The following is a 19,400-nucleotide window of genomic DNA, read 5'->3' as shown; positions in this document are numbered from 1 at the left end:
GCCGGGGCCTTACTTTTTATCGTCGTCTTTAACTTCTTCGAACTCGGCGTCAACCACGTCGTCACCGCCCTGGTTGCCACCGGCCTGTTGACCGCCGGCAGCTTGTTCCTGCTGCATTTTTTGCTGCAGGATTTCCATCAGCTTGCCAGACGCTTCAATCAAGGCCTGTTGCTTGGCTTCGATCTCGGCTTTGTCGGTGCCTTTGATGGCGGTTTCCAGCTCGCCAAGGGCCGCTTCGATTTTGGCCTTGTCGTCGCCGCTCACCTGGTCGCCGGCTTCTTCAAGTTGCTTGCGGGTACCGTGTACCAGCGCGTCGGCTTGGTTACGCACCGACACCAGTTCTTCGAACTTTTTGTCTTCCTCGGCGTGGGCTTCGGCGTCGCGCACCATTTTCGCCACTTCGTCGTCGGACAGACCGGAAGAGGCCTTGATGGTGATCTTCTGTTCTTTACCGGTGGTTTTGTCCTTGGCAGACACGTGCAGGATGCCGTCGGCATCGATGTCAAAGGTGACTTCGATTTGCGGCATACCGCGCGGGGCAGCCTGGATACCGTCCAGGTTGAACTGGCCCAGGGACTTGTTGTCGCTGGAGCGCTTACGCTCCCCCTGCAACACATGGATGGTCACTGCAGACTGGTTGTCTTCGGCAGTGGAGAACACCTGGCTGTGCTTGGTGGGGATGGTGGTGTTTTTCTCGATGAGCTTGGTCATCACACCGCCCATGGTCTCGATACCCAGCGACAGCGGGGATACGTCCAGCAACAGCACGTCTTTTACGTCACCGGCCAGTACGCCGCCTTGTACCGCCGCGCCGGCAGCCACCGCTTCATCAGGGTTGACGTCTTTACGGGGCTCTTTGCCGAAGAATTCGGTTACCGCCTGCTGCACTTTAGGCATACGGGTCTGACCGCCGACCAGGATAACCTCGTCGATATCGGACACAGACAAGTCGGCATCCGCCAGGGCCACTTTCAGCGGCTCGATGGTGCGGTTGATGAAGTCTTCTACCAAAGATTCCAGCTTGGTGCGGGTCACTTTGATGTTCATGTGCTTAGGACCGGTGGCATCTGCGGTGATGTACGGCAGGTTCACGTCGGTCTGCTGCGCAGAAGACAGCTCAATCTTGGCTTTCTCAGCCGCTTCTTTCAGACGCTGCAGGGCCAGCTGATCTTTAGTCAGATCAACGCCTTGCTCTTTCTTGAACTCTTCAACCAGGTAGTTGATCAAGCGGTTGTCGAAATCTTCGCCGCCCAAGTGAGTGTCACCGTTGGTGGCCAGTACTTCGAAGGTGTGCTCGCCGTCCAGTTCGTCAATCTCGATGATGGAGATATCGAAGGTACCGCCGCCAAGGTCGTATACGGCGATCTTCTGGTTGCCTTTTTTCTTGTCAAGGCCGTAAGCCAGCGCGGCCGCAGTGGGCTCGTTGATGATGCGCTTAACTTCCAGACCGGCAATTTTACCGGCGTCTTTGGTGGCCTGACGCTGAGAGTCGTTGAAGTAAGCCGGCACGGTAATAACCGCTTCGGTTACCGGCTCGCCGAGGAAATCTTCGGCGGCTTTTTTCATTTTCTTCAGCACTTCGGCAGAGATCTGCGGCGGAGCCAGTTTTTTGTCTTTTACGCCAACCCAGGCGTCGCCGTTGTCGGCAGCGATGATGGAGAACGGCATGATTTTCACGTCACGCTGTACTTCATCGTCAGTGAAACGACGACCGATCAGACGCTTGATAGCGAACAGGGTGTTTTTCGGGTTGGTTACCGCCTGACGCTTGGCAGACTGGCCAACCAGGGTCTCACCATCGTCGGTGTAGGCGATAACAGAAGGGGTAGTACGAGCACCTTCGGCGTTTTCAATAACGCGCGCTTTGTCACCATCCATGATGGCCACACAGGAGTTGGTGGTGCCCAGGTCGATACCGATAATTTTGCCCATATCAGTCTCCACTAAACAGCTTGATAGTTGATGGTTGATAACGTGGGGGCCTTGCTTGAATTTTCAAGTCCGTTATCAACGAATTGCCTTTGACCCTTATGTGGGGAGGGACAAATCCCTTTTCAAGGCAAAAAAAGAAAAAAACCCGGCTTTTGCCGGGTTTTTAGCAAAAGCGCGTTAACCGGCGGTGCTGACCACCACCATGGCCGGGCGCAGCAGGCGGCCATTAAGGCTGTAGCCCTTTTGCACCACGGTCAACACGGTGTTGGCCGGGTGCTCGGGGCTCGGCTGCATGGCCATGGCCTGGTGCAGTTCGGGGTTGAACGGCTGGCCCACCGGGTCTACCACTTCCAGGCCGTATTTGTTGGTGGCCGAATGGAAGGATTTCAAGGTCAGCTCAATGCCTTCAAGCATCGGCTTGAGGGCCTCGTCGCTGACATCGCCCAGCTCCAGGGCGCGCTCTAAAGAGTCAGCCACCGGCAGCAGGTCGCCGGCAAATTTCTCCAGGGCGAATTTATGGGCCTTTTCCACATCCTGGGCGCTACGGCGGCGGATGTTGTCTACTTCGGCCTTGGCCCGCAGCACGGCTTCACGCTGCTCGTTAAGCTCCGCTTCCAGGCGGGCGACCTCTGCGGCCAGATCGACTTCAGGCAGCTGTTCTTCGGTCTGCTGTTGTGCGGCTTCGGGCTGTTGCCCTTCCTCTAATGGCTTGTCCGTTTCGTGGGTCATTGCCTGTCTCCTCAATACAACGTGCGGCTTATTATGGGGGTGATAACGCGGGTTTCAAGAGATACGCGCTCGGTTATACTGCCGAAGAAGGCCAAAGGGGCAGATAAATGACGCAAGCTTTTAAAACCATTGCACTAATTGGCAAACCCAACCATGACGGTGCCAATCAGACCGTGATGGCACTTTATCGTTGGCTGGCAGGCCAGCAATATCACCTGCTGGTGGAAGAGCGCACCGCCGAGGGTCTTGATGTACCCAAAGCGTGCCTACGCGACCTTGCCTCCCTCGGCGAAGAGGCCGAGCTTGCCATAGTCGTGGGCGGCGACGGCAACATGCTGGGCGCAGCCCGGGTGCTGGCCCGTTTCGACGTGGCGGTGATTGGCGTTAACCGCGGCAACCTCGGTTTTTTAACCGATCTCGCTCCCGACAACTTCGAAGCGCCCCTAAAAGAGGTGCTGGCCGGGCGTTTTCAAACCGAGTACCGCTTTTTGCTCGACGCCCAGATCTACCGCCACAAAAGGCTGGTGGCCTCCAATACCGCCGTCAACGAGATGGTGCTGCACCCCGATAAGATTGCCCACATGATCGAATTCTCGGTGAGCATCGACGAGCAGCATGTCTACAGCCAGCGCTCGGACGGCCTGATTGTCTCCACCCCAACAGGCTCCACCGCTTACTCGCTGTCCGGCGGCGGCCCCATCGTGCACCCGAAGATGGACGCCATCGTGTTGCTGCCGATGTTCCCCCATACCCTGTCGAGCCGGCCGCTGGTGGTGGAAGGCAACAGCCTTATTACCCTGAAAGTCACTTCCAACACCGACGACTTGCAAATCACCTGTGACAGCCAAGTGGTGCTGAGCCTGCAACCTGGCGACGAAATCCGCATCCAAAAGAGCGCCTTTCCGCTACGCATGGTGCATCCGCCGGGCTACGACTACTACCAAGTGCTGCGCTGCAAATTGGGCTGGGGTTCAAAACTTTACTAGCCCCCTCTTTACTGTATGAAAATCCAGCTTATACTGGATGCAATCACAGTAAGGAGCTTTCTCAATGCTGGTCCAACTCACCGTCAGTAACTTTGCCATCGTGCGTTTTCTGGAACTGGAGTTCAGCCGGGGCCTGACTGCCATCACCGGTGAAACCGGCGCCGGTAAATCCATCGCCATCGACGCCCTGGGTCTTTGCCTTGGTGAACGCAGTGAAGCCAGCATGGTGCGCCCTGGCGCCGACAAGTGTGAAGTGGCCGCCCGCTTTGATGTCAGTGCCTTGCCCCTGGCCCAGGCTTGGCTCAAAGACAACGAGCTGGACGACGAACAGCAATGCATTTTGCGCCGCACCGTCACCAGCGAAGGCCGTTCTCGCGCCTTTATCAATGGCCAACCTGTGCCGCTATCCCAGCTCAAGCAACTGGGGGAAAGGCTGGTGAATGTGCACGGCCAGCATGCCCACCACGCCCTGTTAAAGCCCGACCACCAGTTGGTGCTGCTGGACCAATATGCCGGCCACAAAAGCCTGCAAGAAGAGGTGCGCAGCGCCTGGCGCGCTCAAAAGGCCCTGCGCCAGGAGCTTAGCGAGCTGCAAAGCACCGAGGCCCAGCGCGACGCCCGCCGCCAACTACTGGAATACCAGGTTCAGGAGCTGGACCAATTCGCCCTGGAAGAAGGGGAATTTGAGAAAATCGAGGCAGAGCACCACCGCCAGGCCAATGCCGCCAACCTCATCAGCGAATCGGGCCAGTGTTTGGCAGTACTGTGCGAGGATGACCAGCTCAACGTCAGCGACATGTTGCGCCAGGTCACTGACCGCCTTGGCCGCCTGCAAGGCGACGACGCCGCCCTTGAGCCCATTGTGGCTACCTTGTTTGATGCTGCCGCCTTGCTGGACGATGCCAGCCACGAGCTGAGCCGCTACCAGCAGCGCCTGGAAATTGACCCCGAAAGTTTTGCCCAGCTCGAAGAGCGCCTCAGCAGCGCCATTAACCTGGGGCGCAAACACAAAATTCCCACCCACGAACTGCCAGCGCTGCACCAGCAATTGGCTGAAGAGCTAAAAACCCTCACCGACAGTGACGACCGCCTGGCCGCACTGGAAGCGGAAGTGGCAAAAGCCCAGCAAGATTACCTGGCCTGCGCCCAGCGGCTCAGCCAAAGCCGCGAGCGCCACGGCAAAGCCTTGGCCAAAGCCGTGCAAAAGGTGGTGCGGGAATTAGCCCTGCCCCACGCCCAGTTTGATATCGACATCGCCTTTGATGCCCAAGCCCCCGGCGCCGGTAACGGCCTGGATAAGGTGCAGATGCTGGTTTCCACTAACCCCGGCCAGCCACTGGCGGCCATGGCCAAAGTGGCCTCGGGCGGCGAGCTGTCGCGTATCGGCCTGGCCCTGCAGGTACTGACATCCAAACAAGAGCAAACCCCAACCCTGATTTTTGACGAAGTGGATGTGGGGATCTCCGGCCCCACTGCCGCTGTGGTGGGTAAATTGCTCAGAAGCCTTGGCGAGCACAGCCAGGTGATGTGCGTTACCCATTTGCCGCAGGTGGCGGGTCAAGGGCATCAGCAGCTTCGGGTGACCAAGAAGACCCAAAAAGACAGCACCGAGACCCTGATGGAGGCTCTGAGCGGTGACCAACGCATCGACGAATTGGCCCGTTTGTTGGGTGGAGATGTGATAACCGAGGCAACCCGTGCCAATGCCAGGGAACTTTTGGCACAATAAAGGCTCTGTTGCTGCATGTTGCCGGGCGAGGCTATCATGCGCCTGAAAGTTTTGAGATGGATAACAGAATGAAAAATGCCTTGCTGGCCCTGACCCTGGGCCTGAGTGTGATGAGTTTGAGTGGTTGCGGCCTGATTTACCGCATCGATGTGCCCCAGGGCAATTACCTGGAACAAGACCAGATTGACAAACTGCAACCGGGCATGACCCAGGAGCAGGTGACTTACGTGCTGGGGACTCCCCTGCTGAAAGACAGCTTTAAAAGCGGTACCTGGTATTACAAGTACCTGTACCGCTCCGGCCGGACCGGCACCTCTGTCAGCAAAGATGTGATAGTGCAGTTTGATGCCAGCAATAAGCTCAAAAGCATCAGCGCGGAAGATTTTAAAATTCCCGCCGCTTTTGGTGGCAGCCCGGAGGCCACCACCAAGACCGACGCTAAAGCCGGTTAAGTCTCGGCGCGCAGGGGGTTGGGCCGGCCCCCTGTGGTTTTATCGGCGCGGCCCTCTTCTTTGGCCTTCTCGGCCCGGCGGCGGCGAATATCTTTAGGATCGGCGGTCAACGGCCGATAAATTTCGACTCTGTCCCCTTCCCGCACCTTGTCGCTCAGCTTGCAGCTGCGAGACCAAATACCGACATCGTTTTTGGCAAGATCAAGGTCGCTAAAGCGGCCCAAGATGCCGGAGCGTTCTATCACCTCCTGCACCGTTGCTCCTTCCACTACCTTCAACGCAATAAGTGCCTGGCGCTCAGGCTCGGCATAGGCCACTTCCACATTTAGCAGGCGCTCAGTCACGGTAGATCTCCATGGCGCGCTGGCAAAAGGCATTGACCATGGCGTGGGTCAACTGCTGGAAAATACCGCCAAAGGCGATGCCCACCAGGGTAGAGGAAAACTCGAACTCCATTTCCAGCTTCACGGTGCAGCCCTTCTCGCCGTGGGGCAGGAAATGCCAGTTACCTCTTAGGAACTTAAAAGGCCCGTTGACCAGTTCCATGGCGATACGGTCGGGTGCAAAGAGGGTGTTGCGGGTGGTAAAAGACTTACGCACCGGTCCTTTGGCCACGTCCAGGGTTGCGGTCATGGCGTTATCGGTCTGGCCCAGTACCCTCGATGCCACGCAGCCCGGCAGAAAGGCCGGATAACTGGGCACATCATTAACCAGGTCAAACATGGCCTGGGGAGGAAAAGGTACTTGAGCTTGTCGCTGAATGCGCGGCATGGCGTTTTGCATTAACTATGGCTTTGCAGCGAATGATATCACTTGTTATCTGGCTGGGCATCCGGGCAAAATGCCATGCATTCAAACAGCCTTTGCGTATAATGCGCGCATGACCAAGAAAAAAGCCCTCAAAGGCGGTGACACCGACATCGCCCAGAATAAAAAAGCCCGACACGACTACTTTATCGAAGAAACCTTCGAAGCCGGTCTTGCCCTGCAAGGCTGGGAAGTAAAGAGCCTGCGGGCCGGCAAGGCCAACATCAGCGAGGCCTATATCGTCCTCAGGGACAGCGAAGCCTACCTGTTCGGTGCCACCATTCAGCCGCTTAATACCGCCTCCACCCATGTGGTGGTGGACCCGACCCGTACCCGTAAATTGCTGCTCAACCAGCGCGAGCTGGAAGTTCTTTATGGCCAAGTGCACCAGAAGGGAAAAACTGTTGTGCCACTGAAGATGTACTGGAGCCGTGCCTGGGCGAAAATCGCCATTGGTATCGCGCGCGGTAAAAAAGAGCACGATAAGCGGGATGATGTAAAAGACCGAGATTGGCAGCGGGAAAAAGCCCGGGTCATGAAACGTGGTTAAAAAAAGCGCCCTTTCGGGCGCTTTTTTATTCAGACAAAAATGGCTTTGAGTACGAAAAACCCCAGGCATATCGACGACACCGCCACCGGATACAGCAAATAGCTGTCGCGGCGACGCCGGCCTCTTTTGATGGTGATGTTGCACAACATGACGTTAAACAATACCAGCATCACCGGCACTGATAGCGACCAGGCGCCTACCAGGTGGGATTGGCTCATTCCGTAACTCGCCACCAGGACCAGATCTAATAAAATCAGGTACATCAGGAACTTCTGGATAGCATCAACACGCCGCTTACGCTCCGGTATCGCCATAATCCATCTCGCTCAGCAAGTCTGTCTTTAAGACTAAACGACCGAAAATGAACCTATGTTTAGCACACCGGGGGCTTTGTTGTTACATACGGCTAACGGGTTACCGGTTCATTGGCCTTGGCCGCCTTGTCTGCCTGAGTCAGGGCATTGCCCGGTTGTTGGCGGTCAAAAATAGACAACAGGCTGGCCTGAGCCTTCTTGGTCAATAGCAGGATCTCAATACGCCGGTTGTCACTGGCGTCGGGGTGAGACTTATCTACCGGGGTACGGTCAGACATGGCCGCTACCTGCAACACCCGCTGCTTGGGCATACCACCAACCTCCAGCACCCTTCTGGCCATCAGGGCCCGGTCACCGGACAGTTCCCAGTTGCTGTATTGATTACTCTGGTACGGGATGGAGTCGGTATGGCCGGAGATCACCATGCCGTTTTTGACGTGTTGAAACACCGGCGCCAGGGCCATCAACAGATCCTCAAAAAACGGGCTCATGTTCACCGAACCACGGGCAAACATCTGGCGGTTTTTGTCATCCTGAATACTGATACGAAGGCCTTGCGGCACCACTTCCACGTCCAGGTTGTTGCTGGCAGTCAACTGCTTGGCCATTTCCTTGATAACAGCGGCTAGCACCGCCAGGGACTCAGGAGACTGAAAATCCCCGTCGATAATGGAGTCGAGCTTGGGCCCCTGCCCTTTGCCCGGCTCCACATCCCCTTTGGGCACCTGGCTATACATGGAGATGCCGGATTTACGGTCGCCGCTGGTCAATAGCTGCGCCGCGACTCGCTCAACAATGGCCGGCTGGCCTTCAAGGTCGATGGGAAAGGGACTGTTAGACAAGTCAAAGGGGTTCTTGGACTGGTCAAACACCGAGTAGTCACGCAGGTTGGACGCCAGCACGTTGCGCTCTTTTTGGTTGGTGACCGACAGCAGCCACAGCACCAGAAACAGCGACATCAACGCCAAAGTAAAGTCGGCAAAGGCCACCTTCCAAGCGCCACCACTCTGCTCTTCATGACCAGAGCGGCGCTTACGCTTGATGATGACCGTTTCGTGCGGAGTCCGCTGCATCACATGGCCTCGCTATCGAGCCAGCGTTCCACAGTGGCAAAGCTGGGTTTGACGTCCATCTCCAGTACCCGGCGCCCGGCGTCCACGGCCAGCAGCGGCGATTTACCCGCCACGTGGGAGGTCAGCACCGCCTTGACACATTCAAGCGTGGAGATTTTGCGGTGCACCAGCTCGGCCATGGCGGCGCCAGCCGGCTCAAATAAACAGTAACAGCCGAAGATACCGATAAAGGTACCCACTAGCGCCGCCGCCACATGCACGCCAATCTCCCCCAAGGGGCCATCAAGGTGCTGCATGGTGATGATGATACCGCCTACCGCCGCCAGGATACCGAAGCCGGGCATGGCCTCACCGGCGCGGTGCAGGGCCTTGGAGGCGCGCAGCAGGTCGTCCTCGATGGCCAAAATCTCCTGCTCCAGCACCGCCTCGAATTCGTGGGCCGAGATTTTGCCCATGGCCAGCATCCGCAGGTTGTCGGTGATGAAGTTCACCAAGATGGGTTCTTTGAGTATCTCGGGGAAACGCTGAAACAGTGGGCTCGCCATGGGCGCTTCGATGTGCGCATCCAGCACTTTGAGGCCCTTTTGGCGAATTTCGTCCAGCAGGGTGTGCATGATCATCAGCAGTTCGCGAGCCAGCTGCGCCTCGCCCTTACGGCTGGCCAGCAGCCCTTTGAGCTGGTGCAGTACTTCTTTGAGCACGGTAGTGGAGTTGCCGATAACCATCGAGCCCAGCGCCGCCCCGAGGATGATCACCATCTCGGAAGGTTGCCACAGGGCAATGAGTTTGCCGTTGGCCATCACAAAGCCGCCGAAGACGCAGAGCGCGACCAGGCCAACACCAATGAGTTTTTGCATGTTCAGTGCCTCTCAAGAAAGGAATTGAGATTGCTCAGACACTCTTTGTGCAACTGGCAAACCCGGGATTCAGTGAGTCCCAGTACCTGGGCGATTTCTTTCATGTTCAGTTCGTGCTGGTAGTAAAGGGTCAGTAGTAGCTGCTCACGAGGATTGAGCTTGCAAAGCACTTTGGCCAAGGTCCGCTTGATCTCGAACACATCACTGTTACCACCGGCCGGCTCCAACTCTTTTACCAGCCAGTCATCCAAGTGCTGCATCTCGCAGGCCTGGTTGGCGTACACCAACTCCCGCACCTGCTCGATGGTGATACCCATCTCGTCGGCAACTTCCTGCTCGGAGGGCTCTCGGCCCAGGCGGTTATAGAGCTTGCGATGATTGTGGTTGAAGTCATGGGCAGCCTGGCGCACCTGTCTTGGCCGCCAGTCCTGGCGGCGCAGCTCGTCCAAGATGGCGCCGCGCACCCGCTTGAAAGCAAAACTTTCAAAGGCCTCGTCAGGTGTTCCGTAACGGCGGATGGCCTCAAGCAAGCCCATCAGGCCCACCTGTTCAAAGTCGTCCATGCCAAACGAGGCGCTGACCTGGCTGCGAAGGTGCGAACAGGCCCTTTTGACCAAGTGGGCATAGCGCCGCATCAGCAGGGCTTCGTTGCTGGCACTGCTGTGGGAAACGGGGTCGAGGCTTTCTGCGCGGTACGGTTCCATTGCCGTTCTCCTACTGAACAACCACTTTGGTAAGCAGTACTTCATCCAGCGACAGCTGATAGCCGTAACGCTTGACGGTCTCGAGGATCTTGCCTTTGAGCGCTTGTTGTAGCGGCTCGATGTTCTGAATGTCTTTGCGTACCTGATCGTATTGGCGGTTGGCAAAGTACTGCATCAGGGCGTTACGAATAACCGGCTCCAGTTCATCGCTTTCCTTGGGCACCCGAGGGTCATGGCTGACCAGGGCCAGCTCCATCATCATGTAGTGCTGCACGTCGTCGCCGGGAATGGAGATAACGAACTTGCCAAGGGGGTGAAATATGGCCTTTTCGCTCATTTTCACCGCCGGCGGTGGCGCCGGAGCGAACAACTTTTTCACATCCAGCATGCCGCTGTAAACGGCATAACCGGCGCCTGCCAGCACCAGTACCGACACCCCGGCAAGAGCCAGCAACAGGCGCTTTTTCTTGCCCGATGGGGGCGTTTTTTCCGTTTCGTTCGCCACTGCGTTGACTCCTTAGGCTGTGGTGCTCACCCAGCCTTGGGGGAGATCAGGCTGAGCACGTTGTTCTTCATCGCCGCTGGCAGTCACCTGCGCGGCCATGATCTGAGGTTCCTGGGAACGGGGGTCACCGCCGCCCTGGCGTCCGGACTGGCCCCGGTCCTGGCCCACCGACACCTCCACCTGGGTACCATGTTGCTGCACCAAATCCAGGCGCAGCCGGTCGAGCTGCTGGTGCAGCATGTCCCGCACCATGGGCTGGCTGGCCTGCAGGTGCACGCTCAGGCGATCGCCTTCCATGCGCACCGTCAAATCGACCCGGCCCATGTCCGGAGGGTCCAGCCTGACCCGGGCTTCTTTGATTTGCTGGCTCACTTGCAGTTGCAAGCGATCGCCAAGGGCCGCAGCCAGTTCCTGGCCGTTTTGCAATTGGCCCGGCTGGCTTTGAGCAGGATTACCCGCAGCCATTTTGATAGGCGCCCATTCCGGCAGCGCCGTTAACTTGCCAGTGCCGCCTTGCTGGCTTGCCAGCAAGCTGTCTTGGCTGGGGGCGCCAAGATGGAGGTTCTTATCGGTACTGCTCATCAGCTCCAGCTTGTCGAGCTTGAGGGCGTCGCCTCCTGCTTGAGCCAGCTTCGGCTCTTTGGCACCGGCCCCGCCAATACCGTCAACAGCGCCGGTTGCACTCGCAGTGGTGGCATCCTTGCTGGGATGGGCCGGTACTTTTAGGGTGATTTGCGAAAAAGGCAGGTTGAGGGTCAGTACCTTCGCATCAGCAGCACTGTCGCCTTTATCCGGCGCCTCAGTCTTTTTGTGTGGATCTTTATCATCCGCTTTGGGTTTCGCTGTAGCCTCGGTCAGCGCAGCTTGAGCAGGCTCTAAAGCCAATGGCGCCTTGGCCTCAGGTTCAGCGGTGCTCTGCTCTTTGGCAGGTACCTTGATATCGCGAAAACCGCGCAGCGCCAGCGCCAGCGCCGTTGGAGTGTCCTGTGAGCTATCTGCGTGCTCGCTCGTATCCTTGCCTTTGGCAGTGGCTTTAGATGCGTCCTCGGCGGCAATCTCTTTGGGCGTCAGCGCATCCTCACCGGCGCGCTGCAGGTCGGTTGTCTTAACCTGCGGCTGCGCAAAAGTCTGTGGCTTGGCCTCGGCTCCGGCTTTGACAGCGGCCATCTGCCGACCAAAAAAACCCTTAGGTGCGCTGTCGCCACTGGCCTTGATATCGCTGGCCTTGGCAAATTGACTCACCGGTGCAGCAAAATTATGGGTTTTCATCAAAAGTCCTCTAGCTGCTGGTAGGCCCTCAGGCCTTCCTGCCGGTCCTGGTGTTTGTTGAGCGTTTGCTGCAACCGCTGCATCTGCTGCTCGGCCAGTGCTCTGGCCTGGCCATGGGCGCTGGCCAGTTGCGCAACCGCTGGCGCCAGCGCTTTGGGCTCGTGGCCAAGCTGGCCCATCAGGCGGGCAACTTGCCGGTCCAATTGGGCCAGTTGCTGCCAGTTGCCCTGCTGCGCGCTGTCTAACAAGGCCTTGGCCAAAGCCAGCACCTGCTGCGATGAAATTGACGCCATCCGGTTATTGCCTGTCATTTCTCCAGCTAGAGCAAAGCAAATGCCAAGCCAAGAATTTAACCAAACAAAATCAAACAGTTAAAACCAATCCGTTGTCATTGCGGAAGCGTTACTTCCGCATGGGGAAAAATAAGGGGAAAAGGCGGCAGCGGAGGAAAAAGACAAACTTAAGGCAAAAAAAAGCGGCCTAGCTGGCCGCAATGTTTTCCCATCCGTCTTTGAGGTCTCCCATCACCTTGTAGATAACCTCCAAACCGGACAAATCGTTACTGACACTGACTTCAAACAGGCGCCGGCCGCAAAAGTCGTAAAGCTGGTGCAGGTTTTCGGCCAATTGGCCGCCTTTTTCCCTGTCCAGCGCCGTGTCCAAGCCACTTAAGATATCCAGGCACTTGGCAATGGATTTGGCCTTACGGTCAAACTGTTTGGCTTCGATATGGCCTTCTACCCGGGCCAGCTCGTCTAAAAAGCCCTCAATCAGCATCAGCACCAGGTGGTGCGGGTCGGCAGAGGCGGCCCTGGCATCCAGTTGGGTGTGCTTGTAGGCATCAAAGCCGGAATCATCAAACATGCTTGCTCCTGCGCGCTATTAACCGAACAAACCGGAGGTCTGCTGCATTTGGCTGACGATGGTCTGCATCTGGGTGAACTGCGAAACGTAGCGGTTGTATTGCTGCTGCATTTGCAGATCGAAGGCATCCATGCGATCGCCAAGCCTATCCAGGTTCGCCTGGGTACTGGAGATGGTGGTCTTGAACACCGAGTCACTGCCATTGACATAGCTGTCGAGCATGGTGTCGAGCTTGTCCATCAGCCCGTCTTTGTTACCCAGTATCTGGTTCAGCCCTGAGGGGTTGGCTTCCAAATAATCACCCAGCTTGTCCTCGTCGAGGCTCAGTTTACCGTAACGGTCACTCTTGATGCCCATGGATGAGAGGTCGGCGCCATTAAGAAGCGTACGGACCTGTCCTTGCAGCATCCGCGAGGTGCTGTCGCCAGACAGGGTCGGCGACTGGCCATCAGCGGCGGTGGTGTACTTCTTGATGGTATCGATAAGGGTGTTGTAGGCATCAATGAAACTGTTGAGGTCTTTTTTTGTGGCGTCCATGTCGCGGCCCACCGAGAAGGTAATGGTCTCGCTCGGGTCGGTCTGCACCTTTTTCAAATCGATGGTCAGGCCGTCAATAACGTTATCCAGAGTGTTGGAATCCGAGTTGATGGTCAGGCTCTGGTCGGCGCCCAACTGCACTATGGCGTCTTGCGCTTTGCTGAGCTGGCTCTTGCCGGCAATAGCCGTGTCCAGGCCGCTAAGGGCCGGATCGCCATCGGTGCTGATGCTCATGGCATTGTCCGCGCCGGTTTTCTCACTGGTCAGCATCAGTTTGACGCTGGTGCCGGTACGCACCAAAGAGGCCTTGATACCGGTGTTATCACTGGCGCCGTTGATGGCGTTACGCAGGTCAGCCACGGTAGCGCCGGCAGGCAGCTTGCTCATATCAATGCTGAAGCTGTCGCTGCCCAGAGCCAGGGTCAGAGTACCGCTGTTACCCACAGTGGAGGTTTCGGAGGCAAAATCCAAAGCGTATTGATCGGCGCTGGCCAGCTGCGACACGTGCAGTTGGTACTGGCCTTCGACCGCGTTGGAATCGGCAGTGATGCTGGCATAGCTGTCGTCAGATTGGGTAACGCCGTAATCCTTGAAGGCATCGCTGCCTGAGAGCTTGGATACCGCATCTTGAAACGCCGTCAACTGGGTGGAAATGGCGTTATAGGCACTGAGCCGGTTTTTGTAATAGGTCTGCTGGCTGGAAAAATACGAGTCCATCTTGGCCCGGTCGGCCTGCACGTACTGAGAAGCGAGACTTTGCACGTCAAAGGAGCTGCTGCTTACTGTTGCCATTGTTGCATCCTATTAGAAAAACGGGAAAAAGCCCCCGCCGTGCAGGGGCCTTTGCGACTGCGCTTAGCGCAGCAGTGAACCAACCAGGCTGGTGACGGAGTTGGCGTTGGACAGTACGCTCACGCCGGTCTGCATCAGCAGCTGTTGTTTGGTCATGTTGGAAGTTTCGGCGGCAAAGTCGGCATCCATGATGCGGCCTTTAGCAGCGTCGGTGTTCTGGCTGATGGAAGACAGGTTGTTGATGGTGTGGTCAAGACGGTTGATGTTGGCACCGAACTTAGCACGGGCAGCACCGATGGCATCCTGCAGAGTGTCCAGGTTGTCCATGGCGGTGGAAGCGGTCGCACCGGTGATGGCAGTGCCAGCGGTGGTGATACCACCGGTAATGGCAGTGATCTCGGTACTGGCGTTAAAGCTCAGGGTCTCGGTGGAGGAAGCACCGATCTGGAAGGTCACAGCGCCGGTACCCAGTTTGCCGCCAGCCAGCAGGGTTTGACCGGAACCGTAGGTGGTTTTGGTCATGATACGGGTCAGTTCAGAGCTCAGCTCGCCATACTCGGAGCTCATGGCGGCTACGTCGGAAGTACCGTTGGTACCGTTAGCTGCTTGGGTAGCGAGGTCTTTCATACGAAAAACGATGCTGGAGGCTTCGTCCAGGGAGCTGTCAGCGGTTTGCAGCATGCTGATGGCGTCTTGGGAGTTGCGCTGGGCAACGGCCATACCGCGGGTTTGCGCGGTCAGGCGGTTGGCAATTTGCAGGCCGGCGGCATCGTCGGCAGCGCTGTTGACGCGCAGGCCAGTACCCAGGCGCTGCATAGCGGTAGACAGCATGTTGTTGTTCTTGGTCAGCGAGTTCTGGGCAACCAGGGACGCAAAGTTGGTCTGAATTGACAGAGCCATGAGTATTCTCCTGAAGGTTAAACGCCGCCGGTGCGGCCATTTGTGATTGCTTCAAGAAATTAAAACGACGCAAGACAGTAAAAACTAAAACAGCTGCGGGGATTTTTTAAGGGCGAGATCGCAAAAAGTACCGGCGGCTTGCCAGGGCCAAAGGCCACGATTGAAAGGTGCTGAACATAAAAAAGCCCCGCCGAAGCGGGGCTTTTTCTGCCAAGCGCTTAGCGCAGCAGAGAGCCAACCAGGCTGGTAACGGAGTTGGCGTTGGACAGTACGCTCACGCCGGTCTGCATCAGCAGCTGCTGTTTGGTCATGTTGGAGGTCTCGGAAGCAAAGTCGGCATCCATGATGCGGCCTTTAGCTGCGTCGGTGTTCTGACTGATGGAAGCCAGGTTATTGATGGTGTGGTCCAGACGGTTGATGTTGGCACCGAACTTGGCACGGGCAGCGCCGATGGCATCCTGCAGGGTGTCCAGGCTACCCATTTCCGCAGTGGCGCTGGTAGTCAGGTCAACCAAGCTACCTTGAGCAGTGGTGATGGCACCGATTTCGGCAGAGCCATCAAAGGCCAAGGTTTCGGAGGAGGATGCACCAATCTGGAAGTTCACAGCGCCGTCCAACTTACCGCCGGACAGCAGGGTTTGACCGGAACCGTAGGTGGTTTTGGTCATAATACGGGTCAGCTCGTTTTTCAGCTCGCCGTATTCGGAATCCATGGCGGAGATATCAGAAGTACCGTTGGTACCGTTAGCCGCTTGAGTGGCGAGGTCTTTCATACGAAAAACGATGCTGGAGGCTTCGTCCAAGGAGCTGTCAGCAGTTTGCAGCATGCTGATGGCGTCTTGGGAGTTACGCTGGGCAACGGCCATGCCGCGGGTTTGCGCGGTCAGACGGTTGGCAATTTGCAGGCCGGCGGCATCGTCGGCAGCGCTGTTAACGCGAAGGCCGGTGCCAAGACGCTGCATGGCGGTAGACAGCATGTTGTTGTTCTTGGTCAGCGAGTTCTGGGCAACCAGGGACGCAAAGTTGGTCTGGATTGACAGGGCCATGAGTATTCTCCTGAGGGTTAAAGGCCGCCTCTGCGCGGCTTTGTGATTGCTTCAGGAAAGTAAAACGACGGGCTGGCAGGAAAAATGAAACGCAAAAATCAATTTGCTGAAAATTCAGGCAATCAGAGCGACAACAAACTGACAACTGACTGGCGGGAAAGGTTGGCCTGGGCCATCAAAGCCTGAAGCTGGGCGCCAAAATCGCCCCCCTTGATATAGCTTTTTATCTCACTCCCCAAAGCGTCTGGGTCCTGGCTGGCCAATTGCGCGGCGGAGCGCAGCGCCTCCATACGGGCCATCAGTTGCTGGCGCTGGGCTTGCAGCGCCTTGCGGTGCTGCTCAAGTGCCACCAGCAAAGCCCTGAGCCTGGCCTTCTCATAATCGAGATTGGTGCCTTCAAGACCGTCAGCCAATTGCTCCAGCACCTGGGGCTGGGCATCGAGGCCAATGGGAATGGGGTTGCCGGCCGGCACCCGGATACCCTGGCCCTGGAAAGTCCAGGGCGATGAGAACAATGCCTCAGGGCCGGTCAGTTGCAGCTTACCCTGGCCACTTAAGCTGGCGGTGATCCCCAGTCTGGCAAATTGCGGGGCAAGTTCTGCAAGGGCCCGGCTTTGGCTGGCCTGGGCCCCTAATTTCAGTGACAGATGATTGCCGCCAGGTAGGCCAATACGCACTGTCTCGCCCTGATTGCGGGGGCTCAATAAATCGACCCGGTTCATCAGGTAGTGGCTTTGGCCCTGCTTGCTGTTAGGGCTTAGCTCCCCGTCCAGCCAGCCGTCGCTTTTGACCTGATGTGCCAAGGCCCTGGCTTGGTTGGCCAGGGCCTGGGATTGTCCGCCGTTTTGGTCTAGCTGCCGGGCGAGGTTGACCAGTTGCCGGTAGGTGCTGACGATGCTCTGTTCCATCGATTGCAGCATCGATAATCGGCTTTGCGCCTGGCTCATCAATGCCCACTGGCCGTGGCGCTGCACCTTAACCCCTATCTCGCCGCCGCTGTCACGGTTTTGCACCTTGGCCGGGGCCTGGGCTTCGTCATAGCCAGAGCCGGCTGCCACCCCCAATGTCTGGGGGCGGGTGTCCTTGCTGTTAAGGGCGGAGATCTGCATGGCCATCAGAGATAATCGAACAGGCTCAGTTGACTCAGTTGACTATAGGTTTTCTGGGTAGCAGTCAGGGCCAGCTGAATTTGGTTGGCCCTGTCGGCAGCGTCAGCATAATCGAGGTCTTTGATCTCACCAATGATTTTGTCATTGGCAAGGCTAACATCCTGGCGAGCGGTATCAAGGCTTTGCAAGCTGCTGATACGGCCGCCTACATCGGTCAGGTTGCGGTTGATGGTGTCGACGGTATGGCTGACCCTGTTGGTCATGGTGCCGCCCACCGTGCTCATGTCAGTGCCCGGGGTTTCCAGAGCGGTGATGTAGCTGTCCAAGTCTTGGAAGAAGCTGCCACCGGCGTCAAAGTAAATGCCTTCAACCGAGATATTGGCGCCCATGGACACCCCTTTGGCCACTTGCACCTGGCGGATAAGGCCATCGCCTTGGTAGATGAGGTTGCCGCTACCATCGTCCACCACCGGCGGCTGGTCGACCTGGCTGCCCGCCATCAGATAATGGCCGTCGCCATCCTGGGCATTGGCAAAGTCCACCAGGTTGTCGCGCAGGCTTTTAAGCTCAGAGGCATAGGCCAGGCGATCGGCATCGGTGGCCGAGCCGTTGTTGCCAGAGAGCACCAGGTCCTGCACCCGCATCAATACGTTGAAACTGGAATCGAGGTAACTTTCCGCCTGCTCCAAAGAGCTGGAGGTGCTTTCGATGTTTTTGCCGTACTGGTCGAGGTTACTTTGCTCGCGGTTAAGGCCCAGCAGGGTCACGGTGCCCAGTGGGTCGTCTGACGGCTTGGTGATGCGGTTGCCCGAACTCATTTGTTGAATGAGGGTGGCGTAGGCATCACCCTGGCGGCTCAGGCCCGCCAGCACATATTGATTAAGCTGACCGCTGCTGACCCGCATCAGAACATCCCCATCAAAGTGGAAAACACGTTATCGGCGGTGCTGATCACCTTGGCATTGGCCTGATAGGCCTGCATGTATTGCATCAACTTGGCCGCTTCTTCGTCCTGGTTTACGCCGCTGACCGAGTCGCGCTTGCTTTGGGCATCAAGGCGCAGGCTGTCGCTGGCGGTAGCCAAGGATTGGGCCTGGCCAGAACTTACCGCCAAGTCGCCAACCAGTTTGCTGTAATCGTCGTAAAAGCCGGCCTTCATCTCGACAATAACCCCAAGGTTACTGTTGTCGCCGCTGCCGCCAACCGGGTTACCGGTGCCGTCGTCGCCGATAAAGGCGAGGTTTTCCGGGGTCATGCTGCTGTCGACAGCCAGCGAGCCGGCAGGGCTTGTAGGGTCGTAGCTAAACAGCGCCGTACCGGGGTTGCCGTTTAGGTCAAAACCGGCAGCCAACTGGCTGTTGATGCTGTCGGCCAGGTTTTGGGCCTGGCCGTTTAGGCTGGTGCGAAGGTCGTTAAGCTCACCGGTTTTGTAATCGCGGTTAGCCCCCAGTGACCCGCCGACGTCGCTTAAGGTAAAGCTGTCGTTGACGAATTTAAGGTTGATGTCGTCACCGCTGCGGCTAAGGGTGGCGCTGCGGCTACCCATAACCAGCGGCTGCCCACCGGCCAGAGACAGGGTAATGGAGCCATCGGCCTGGTTGCTGGTCTTTACCGACACTTCCTTGGAAAGGGCCAACACCAGTTCATCGCGCTGGTCTTCCAGCGCCGAGGTATTACCGCCTTTGGCTTTGACCTCGATAATGGACTGGTTGATCTTGGCGATGCTCTGGGCCTGGGTGTTGATGTCGGTCACGGTAGCGTCGGCCTGCTCGTCGAGCTGCTTTTCCTGCACATCGAGGTTGCTCGACAACTGGTTAAAACGGTTGGCCAGGGCCTGAGCGGTGGCCAGAATTTGCTGGCGCGGCGCAATGGACTGCGGCGAGGAAGAAGCCGCCGACAAGGCGGAAAAGAAACTGTCCAGGCCGTTGCTGATGCTGAGCTCGTCGCTACCAAACACCGATTCCATCTGGCCAATCATGGTCTGGAACTGGCTGTCGTAGCCGCTTTGGCTGGTGGCGCGCCACAGGGCGGCATTGAGGTAACCGTCGCTCACCCGGCGCAAGGACGACACTTCCACGCCGTCGCCAGCACTGCTGGTGCCAAAACCGCCACCATTGCGGGCGCTCAGCAGCGCTTCCTGGCGGCTGTAGCCGGGGGTGTTGATGTTGGCGATATTCTGGCTCACCACATTGAGGCTGTATTGAGAGGCCTGCAGGCCGGACAGCCCGTTATTCAACATGCTCAT

Annotated in this window: 22 protein-coding genes; 4 read left to right on the top strand and 18 right to left on the bottom strand. The window is 57.4% G+C overall.

The genetic code is table 11. The features are described 5' to 3' along the window. Window positions 1-9: 9 nt before the first annotated feature. Window positions 10-1,932, bottom strand: coding sequence for a molecular chaperone DnaK (gene dnaK / locus EDC28_RS10935; protein WP_123421618.1), 1,923 nt, complete (start codon window positions 1,930-1,932; stop codon window positions 10-12). Window positions 1,933-2,109: 177 nt separating this feature from the next. Beyond that, entirely contained in the window at window positions 2,110-2,661 is a 552-nt protein-coding gene (gene grpE / locus EDC28_RS10930; RefSeq protein ID WP_123421617.1) for a nucleotide exchange factor GrpE, read from the bottom strand. 107 nt (window positions 2,662-2,768) lie between these two features. Here grpE and nadK point away from each other — a divergent pair, with 107 nt between their 5' ends. The 3 genes from nadK (at window position 2,769) to EDC28_RS10915 (ending at window position 5,828) form a co-directional block, all read left to right on the top strand. Further along, window positions 2,769-3,647: an NAD(+) kinase gene (nadK, locus tag EDC28_RS10925; protein ID WP_050658450.1), complete on the top strand. Its 879-nt coding sequence runs from the start codon at window positions 2,769-2,771 to the stop codon at window positions 3,645-3,647. Between the two features lie 64 nt (window positions 3,648-3,711). Then, window positions 3,712-5,376 (top strand): DNA repair protein RecN, encoded by a 1,665-nt coding sequence (gene recN, locus EDC28_RS10920; protein ID WP_123421616.1) that lies wholly within the window; start codon window positions 3,712-3,714, stop codon window positions 5,374-5,376. Window positions 5,377-5,444: 68 nt separating this feature from the next. Beyond that, window positions 5,445-5,828, top strand: coding sequence for an outer membrane protein assembly factor BamE (locus EDC28_RS10915; protein ID WP_123421615.1), 384 nt, complete (start codon window positions 5,445-5,447; stop codon window positions 5,826-5,828). On the opposite strand, the gene EDC28_RS10910 is transcribed toward EDC28_RS10915, so the two are convergent. Both EDC28_RS10910 and EDC28_RS10905 read right to left on the bottom strand, forming a co-directional pair. Continuing rightward, on the bottom strand, window positions 5,825-6,205 hold the full coding sequence (locus EDC28_RS10910; RefSeq protein WP_050658447.1) for an RnfH family protein: 381 nt from the start codon (window positions 6,203-6,205) through the stop codon (window positions 5,825-5,827). The two genes, EDC28_RS10915 and EDC28_RS10910, sit on opposite strands and share 4 nt — an antisense overlap. Continuing rightward, on the bottom strand, window positions 6,165-6,599 hold the full coding sequence (locus EDC28_RS10905) for a type II toxin-antitoxin system RatA family toxin (RefSeq protein ID WP_050658525.1): 435 nt from the start codon (window positions 6,597-6,599) through the stop codon (window positions 6,165-6,167). The genes EDC28_RS10910 and EDC28_RS10905 overlap by 41 nt, the downstream gene beginning before the upstream one ends. A gap of 109 nt (window positions 6,600-6,708) precedes the next feature. On the opposite strand from EDC28_RS10905, the gene smpB reads away from it, so the two are divergent. Beyond that, window positions 6,709-7,185: an SsrA-binding protein SmpB gene (gene smpB, locus EDC28_RS10900; protein ID WP_050658446.1), complete on the top strand. Its 477-nt coding sequence runs from the start codon at window positions 6,709-6,711 to the stop codon at window positions 7,183-7,185. A 29-nt stretch (window positions 7,186-7,214) separates the two neighbouring features. On the opposite strand, the gene EDC28_RS10895 is transcribed toward smpB, so the two are convergent. From EDC28_RS10895 to flgK, 14 genes are all read right to left on the bottom strand, one after another. Further along, on the bottom strand, window positions 7,215-7,448 hold the full coding sequence (locus EDC28_RS10895; protein ID WP_050658445.1) for a hypothetical protein: 234 nt from the start codon (window positions 7,446-7,448) through the stop codon (window positions 7,215-7,217). A 143-nt stretch (window positions 7,449-7,591) separates the two neighbouring features. Further along, entirely contained in the window at window positions 7,592-8,572 is a 981-nt protein-coding gene (locus EDC28_RS10890; RefSeq protein ID WP_123421614.1) for a flagellar motor protein MotB, read from the bottom strand. Beyond that, window positions 8,572-9,429, bottom strand: a complete 858-nt coding sequence (gene motA / locus EDC28_RS10885) for a flagellar motor stator protein MotA (protein WP_050658443.1) — start codon at window positions 9,427-9,429, stop codon at window positions 8,572-8,574. Before motA ends, EDC28_RS10890 begins: the two co-directional genes overlap by 1 nt. 2 nt (window positions 9,430-9,431) lie before the next feature. After that, window positions 9,432-10,133 carry a FliA/WhiG family RNA polymerase sigma factor gene (locus tag EDC28_RS10880; protein ID WP_050658442.1) on the bottom strand — a complete coding sequence of 234 codons (702 nt, stop codon included), beginning with the start codon at window positions 10,131-10,133 and terminating at the stop codon, window positions 9,432-9,434. 10 nt (window positions 10,134-10,143) lie between these two features. Next, complete coding sequence (locus EDC28_RS10875) at window positions 10,144-10,638, bottom strand: flagellar basal body-associated FliL family protein (protein WP_050658441.1); 495 nt, start codon at window positions 10,636-10,638, stop codon at window positions 10,144-10,146. A gap of 12 nt (window positions 10,639-10,650) precedes the next feature. Beyond that, window positions 10,651-11,907, bottom strand: coding sequence for a flagellar hook-length control protein FliK (locus EDC28_RS10870; protein WP_123421613.1), 1,257 nt, complete (start codon window positions 11,905-11,907; stop codon window positions 10,651-10,653). Beyond that, window positions 11,907-12,200 (bottom strand): flagellar protein FliT, encoded by a 294-nt coding sequence (gene fliT, locus EDC28_RS10865; protein WP_050658439.1) that lies wholly within the window; start codon window positions 12,198-12,200, stop codon window positions 11,907-11,909. Before fliT ends, EDC28_RS10870 begins: the two co-directional genes overlap by 1 nt. A gap of 187 nt (window positions 12,201-12,387) precedes the next feature. Then, window positions 12,388-12,771 carry a flagellar export chaperone FliS gene (fliS, locus tag EDC28_RS10860; protein WP_050658438.1) on the bottom strand — a complete coding sequence of 128 codons (384 nt, stop codon included), beginning with the start codon at window positions 12,769-12,771 and terminating at the stop codon, window positions 12,388-12,390. Window positions 12,772-12,789: 18 nt separating this feature from the next. After that, the gene (gene fliD / locus EDC28_RS10855; protein WP_123421611.1) at window positions 12,790-14,100 is read right to left on the bottom strand and encodes a flagellar filament capping protein FliD; all 1,311 of its coding nucleotides are present in this window, start codon (window positions 14,098-14,100) and stop codon (window positions 12,790-12,792) included. Between the two features lie 63 nt (window positions 14,101-14,163). After that, window positions 14,164-15,000: a lateral flagellin LafA gene (gene lafA / locus EDC28_RS10850; protein ID WP_123421610.1), complete on the bottom strand. Its 837-nt coding sequence runs from the start codon at window positions 14,998-15,000 to the stop codon at window positions 14,164-14,166. Window positions 15,001-15,218: 218 nt separating this feature from the next. Then, entirely contained in the window at window positions 15,219-16,046 is an 828-nt protein-coding gene (gene lafA, locus EDC28_RS10845; RefSeq protein ID WP_050658435.1) for a lateral flagellin LafA, read from the bottom strand. A gap of 122 nt (window positions 16,047-16,168) precedes the next feature. Continuing rightward, window positions 16,169-17,161, bottom strand: a complete 993-nt coding sequence (locus EDC28_RS10840) for a hypothetical protein (RefSeq protein ID WP_050658434.1) — start codon at window positions 17,159-17,161, stop codon at window positions 16,169-16,171. Further along, the gene (flgL, locus tag EDC28_RS10835) at window positions 17,161-18,060 is read right to left on the bottom strand and encodes a flagellar hook-associated protein FlgL (protein ID WP_050658433.1); all 900 of its coding nucleotides are present in this window, start codon (window positions 18,058-18,060) and stop codon (window positions 17,161-17,163) included. Before flgL ends, EDC28_RS10840 begins: the two co-directional genes overlap by 1 nt. Then, the gene (gene flgK, locus EDC28_RS10830; protein ID WP_050658432.1) at window positions 18,060-19,400 is read right to left on the bottom strand and encodes a flagellar hook-associated protein FlgK; all 1,341 of its coding nucleotides are present in this window, start codon (window positions 19,398-19,400) and stop codon (window positions 18,060-18,062) included. Before flgK ends, flgL begins: the two co-directional genes overlap by 1 nt.

Source organism: Gallaecimonas pentaromativorans (genome assembly GCF_003751625.1).
GTDB classification, from domain to species: domain Bacteria; phylum Pseudomonadota; class Gammaproteobacteria; order Enterobacterales; family Gallaecimonadaceae; genus Gallaecimonas; species Gallaecimonas pentaromativorans.
The sequence above is the reverse complement of the archived record's forward strand: the minus strand, read 5'-3'. Positions and strand labels throughout refer to the sequence as shown.

Coding starts and splice junctions, on each gene's coding strand:
- fliD (WP_123421611.1), bottom strand. CDS start 14,100: ATGGCAACAGTAAGCAGCAGCTCCTTTGACGTGCAAAGTCTCGCTTCT.
- EDC28_RS10840 (WP_050658434.1), bottom strand. CDS start 17,161: ATGGCCATGCAGATCTCCGCCCTTAACAGCAAGGACACCCGCCCCCAG.
- EDC28_RS10870 (WP_123421613.1), bottom strand. CDS start 11,907: ATGAAAACCCATAATTTTGCTGCACCGGTGAGTCAATTTGCCAAGGCC.
- EDC28_RS10915 (WP_123421615.1), top strand. CDS start 5,445: ATGAAAAATGCCTTGCTGGCCCTGACCCTGGGCCTGAGTGTGATGAGT.
- nadK (WP_050658450.1), top strand. CDS start 2,769: ATGACGCAAGCTTTTAAAACCATTGCACTAATTGGCAAACCCAACCAT.
- lafA (WP_050658435.1), bottom strand. CDS start 16,046: ATGGCCCTGTCAATCCAGACCAACTTTGCGTCCCTGGTTGCCCAGAAC.
- smpB (WP_050658446.1), top strand. CDS start 6,709: ATGACCAAGAAAAAAGCCCTCAAAGGCGGTGACACCGACATCGCCCAG.
- lafA (WP_123421610.1), bottom strand. CDS start 15,000: ATGGCTCTGTCAATTCAGACCAACTTTGCGTCCCTGGTTGCCCAGAAC.
- EDC28_RS10910 (WP_050658447.1), bottom strand. CDS start 6,205: ATGCCTTTTGCCAGCGCGCCATGGAGATCTACCGTGACTGAGCGCCTG.
- recN (WP_123421616.1), top strand. CDS start 3,712: ATGCTGGTCCAACTCACCGTCAGTAACTTTGCCATCGTGCGTTTTCTG.
- dnaK (WP_123421618.1), bottom strand. CDS start 1,932: ATGGGCAAAATTATCGGTATCGACCTGGGCACCACCAACTCCTGTGTG.
- grpE (WP_123421617.1), bottom strand. CDS start 2,661: ATGACCCACGAAACGGACAAGCCATTAGAGGAAGGGCAACAGCCCGAA.
- EDC28_RS10880 (WP_050658442.1), bottom strand. CDS start 10,133: ATGGAACCGTACCGCGCAGAAAGCCTCGACCCCGTTTCCCACAGCAGT.
- motA (WP_050658443.1), bottom strand. CDS start 9,429: ATGCAAAAACTCATTGGTGTTGGCCTGGTCGCGCTCTGCGTCTTCGGC.
- EDC28_RS10905 (WP_050658525.1), bottom strand. CDS start 6,599: ATGCCGCGCATTCAGCGACAAGCTCAAGTACCTTTTCCTCCCCAGGCC.
- EDC28_RS10890 (WP_123421614.1), bottom strand. CDS start 8,572: ATGCAGCGGACTCCGCACGAAACGGTCATCATCAAGCGTAAGCGCCGC.
- flgL (WP_050658433.1), bottom strand. CDS start 18,060: ATGCGGGTCAGCAGCGGTCAGCTTAATCAATATGTGCTGGCGGGCCTG.
- flgK (WP_050658432.1), bottom strand. CDS start 19,400: ATGAGCATGTTGAATAACGGGCTGTCCGGCCTGCAGGCCTCTCAATAC.
- fliT (WP_050658439.1), bottom strand. CDS start 12,200: ATGGCGTCAATTTCATCGCAGCAGGTGCTGGCTTTGGCCAAGGCCTTG.
- fliS (WP_050658438.1), bottom strand. CDS start 12,771: ATGTTTGATGATTCCGGCTTTGATGCCTACAAGCACACCCAACTGGAT.
- EDC28_RS10895 (WP_050658445.1), bottom strand. CDS start 7,448: ATGTACCTGATTTTATTAGATCTGGTCCTGGTGGCGAGTTACGGAATG.